This is a genomic window from Terriglobia bacterium (assembly GCA_036496425.1).
Classification (GTDB): domain Bacteria; phylum Acidobacteriota; class Terriglobia; order 20CM-2-55-15; family 20CM-2-55-15; genus 20CM-2-55-15.
Genome location: DASXLG010000018.1, coordinates 1 through 3194, shown reverse-complemented (window position 1 = coordinate 3194; position 3194 = coordinate 1). Strand labels below are relative to the sequence as shown.

At 57.7% G+C, this 3194-nt stretch carries 4 protein-coding genes; 1 reads left to right on the top strand and 3 read right to left on the bottom strand.

Annotated elements, in window-relative coordinates:
• Positions 1 to 1064: MBL fold metallo-hydrolase (locus VGK48_01040; GenBank protein HEY2379740.1), on the top strand; the 1064-nt coding region annotated here is incomplete at its 5' end.
• A 69-nt stretch (positions 1065 to 1133) separates the two neighbouring features.
• On the opposite strand, the gene VGK48_01035 is transcribed toward VGK48_01040, so the two are convergent.
• The 3 genes from VGK48_01035 to VGK48_01025 all read right to left on the bottom strand — a co-directional run.
• The gene (locus VGK48_01035) at positions 1134 to 1943 is read right to left on the bottom strand and encodes a hypothetical protein (protein HEY2379739.1); all 810 of its coding nucleotides are present in this window, start codon (positions 1941 to 1943) and stop codon (positions 1134 to 1136) included.
• Positions 1944 to 2342, bottom strand: coding sequence for a DUF6152 family protein (locus tag VGK48_01030; protein ID HEY2379738.1), 399 nt, complete (start codon positions 2340 to 2342; stop codon positions 1944 to 1946).
• Between the two features lie 78 nt (positions 2343 to 2420).
• On the bottom strand, positions 2421 to 3194 hold a 774-nt coding region (locus VGK48_01025), incomplete at its 5' end, for a hypothetical protein (GenBank protein HEY2379737.1).

Genomic DNA, 3194 nt, shown 5'->3' with positions numbered 1-3194 from the left:
TGAATTCCGCAATTCGGGAATTCAAGGGGTGCGTCCAGCTGGATCATCTTGGCAGCGCCTATCCCAGGCCTCAACTGATGAACCCGCAAGAATGTAAGATTTTTGAGGCGGTGGCGGCCGGAATGGAGTTCCAGGGGTTTCAGTCGCGACACCCGATCGGCTGGCGATTTCGAACTATATACAAACGTTATAAGATGAGTTCCATGAAAGCCCTTCGAGTTTTGTTCATTCTGACCGCATTGCCCCTGGTTCTTTTCGCACAGGCAGGACGCGGTGCACAGGCGGCGCTGCAAACCCAGGCAGTGAAGCCTGCCTTATATATGGTGACCGGCGCGGGCGCAAATTCGCTGGTCCGCATTACGAGCGATGGAGTCATCCTCGTCGACGGGAAGCTGCCAGGTGATCCGAACTACTCCGGCCTCATGGACCAGATTAAAACGGTTACCGATAAGCCGGTGAAGTTCGTGATCGTGACACACCACCATGCGGATCATACCGGCAACAACGCGAAGTTTCTCGCGGCCGGGGCGCAGGTTATCGGGCATGCGAATCTCGCAAAGAACCTCGAAACGTATCAATCTCCGAATTTCGACGCGCATGCGGCAATGCCCAGCATCACGTACGACAAGGAGTATGTCGTCCGGCTTGGCGGCGCGGCCGTCGAGGTGAAGCATTTTGGCCGGTCCCACACGAGCGGCGACAGTGTCGTTTACTTTCCCGATCTGAAAGTTGTCGCCTTGAGCGACGCCTTGACGACGGGCGGCCAGGGTCCTCTTATCGATTACGCCGGCGGAGGAAGCGCGCTCGAGTGGAAGAAAGTGTTCGAAGAGATTCTAAAGCTCGATTTCGATGCGGCGATTCCCGGAAACGGACCCGTACTGACGAAAGCCGACGTCCGGGACTATGCGGCAAAGTTCAACACCGTGATCGATCGCGCGACCGAACTGGTTCGCAAAGGCGTACCGAAAGATCAGCTGCTGATGCAGCTCAAAACCGACGACATCGGCTGGTCGCCGCGAATTCCATCGATGGACGGCTTGTACGCCGAGCTCGGCAGACACTGAGGGGCAGAAAGGGGTCGCACACCTGAATACCCGAATTGAATTCGGGTATTCAGGTGTGCGACCCCCTTCTTACCGGACGATTTCGCAGGGGCCGGGATTGAATTTCGACCCGTTGGGCTCTTTCTTGAATGTGGAACTGGTAACGCGGGTGACAGGCCCATCGACGATCTGGGCAGTGACTGTAAAGTAGTCGGCGCCGAAATCCGTATGGCGGCTGAAGTATTCGGTGAGTCTGGCGTTATCGCTGTAAGCCGACCGGCTCGAGAGCAGATATCCGCTGGCCATGTTTGTTGTGGTTACGTTGAGGCTGCCCCATCGGGGAGCTGGCGGCGCTCCGCCCGGACCTCCCGCGCCCCCGCGGCCGCCCCCGCGCGCCGGTGCGCCCGTTTCCCATGTTGCGACGGAATATCCCTGCAGGGACTTTTCAGCGGGAGAAGGTGTCTCCGGGCTGAAGTGAAGAAGCCGGGTCTGGTTGCCGGCGTCCATCTGAACTTTCAGGGTATTGTCGTCAGCCCAGGTGATATTCAGCCTGGTCGGAACGCGCAAGCTGCCGCCCGCCGCATAAGCCCGGCATTGCTCGCCGTTGGGCGGGGGCGCCGCCTGGCCACGGCCACTCCCGAGACCGCGGGCTCCGCCGGTTCCGGAAGGCGGTGAATCCGGAGACATGCGTTCAATCCAGTCTTCGGTCACAATCGACACCCAGTAACCGGTAAGGTCGACCGGTGCTGCAACCTTGGCCGATTGTGGTTGTGCGGGAGCACCGCCTCCTCCGCGTTGACCGCCGCCACGCCCGCCGCCTCCACCGCCTTGAGCGAAGAGGGCGCCGGGGATCAGCAGAAAGAGGGCAGATGTAAGCCAGAACGTTGAAGTCTTACGCATTTACTGAACGCGGCCGGCCCAGGTGAATTCTTTGGCACTTGCCGTCGCCGGACGAAAAACTTTCCGGACCAGAACCTTGTGATCGGAGGAGTCCCTCGCGGGAGCACCATCAATAACGATGTGGTCGCCGATCTTGAGTGTGAACCGGTTGACGCCGCCTTCGGACAACTGGGTCACCCCACCCCATTCACCACCCCATCGGGTGACCTTTCCGTCCTTGTCTTTAACTTCGATGCTGATGAATGAATGGGGGTTCCGGATGTTGAATTCAGCCACGGTCCCGTCAAGAGTGACCGTCTGGCCCTCTACATAAGATCCTGCAAATGAATGGTGACCATAAGCTGCCGCACCGGACATACCCACGGCAACAAACAACAGGATGAGTAGCCTGGACTTCATATCGTGTTCTCCTTCAAGAGCGCTGGCTTTGCTGGCTTTACGCACAGTGCCACACGCACTCTGCTATGTCAATACGCGCTAGTTTCCCTTCGCGCTGCTCAAATTTTTGTAAATCGCCTCGACAAACATTTCCGGCGTCCAGGCCGGATTGTTCCCGAACCGCGGCTCGTATTCATATGTATAGCTGGGCTTTACCGCTTTAACCTGCTGGAGCGTCATGCCTTTTTTAATGGCGTTCTGAATGCGGTCCCGAATGATCGTCACCATGTCGCGATACTCGAGGACATCATGCTCGTCGCCGATACGGCCATGTCCGGGGATCACCATGGTCCCACCTTCCTGGAGGTGTTTCGGGACCGTAATTTCCAGCAGTTGATTCAAGCCTTCGATGATTCCATTGACCGTTCCACCGTGAGCCACATCGATGAACGGGAAGCTGGTCTCGTTGAAAATCTCACCGGTGGCAACGACGTCGGACTTCCGGAACCAGACCATGGTGTCGCCGGATGTCGTCGCATTCGGGATGTGCAGCATGACAACGGGTTCATCGTTCGAATACATATCCTTCGATTTACCGGGATACGTATTCGGCGGCCACCGGTCGGTCGCAATTTTCTCCTCACCGATTTCCGTCATCAATCGAAGAAGGTTGTTGTGCCCGATCAATACCGCCTCGTTCGGGCGGCCTCCGAGACCGGGGCCGGCCTGATTGATGGAGCCTGCCTTCGTAAGCGCGCCGTTTGCTCCGGTATGGTCGTCGGAGAGTGTCGTATCGATAATGGTGCGGATCGGCTTGTTTGAAATCTTCCGGATCGCTTCAAGAACCTTGCCGCTCATCTGTTCGTAGCCGGT

Coding starts and splice junctions, on each gene's coding strand:
- VGK48_01030 (HEY2379738.1), bottom strand. CDS start 2,342: ATGAAGTCCAGGCTACTCATCCTGTTGTTTGTTGCCGTGGGTATGTCC.
- VGK48_01035 (HEY2379739.1), bottom strand. CDS start 1,943: ATGCGTAAGACTTCAACGTTCTGGCTTACATCTGCCCTCTTTCTGCTG.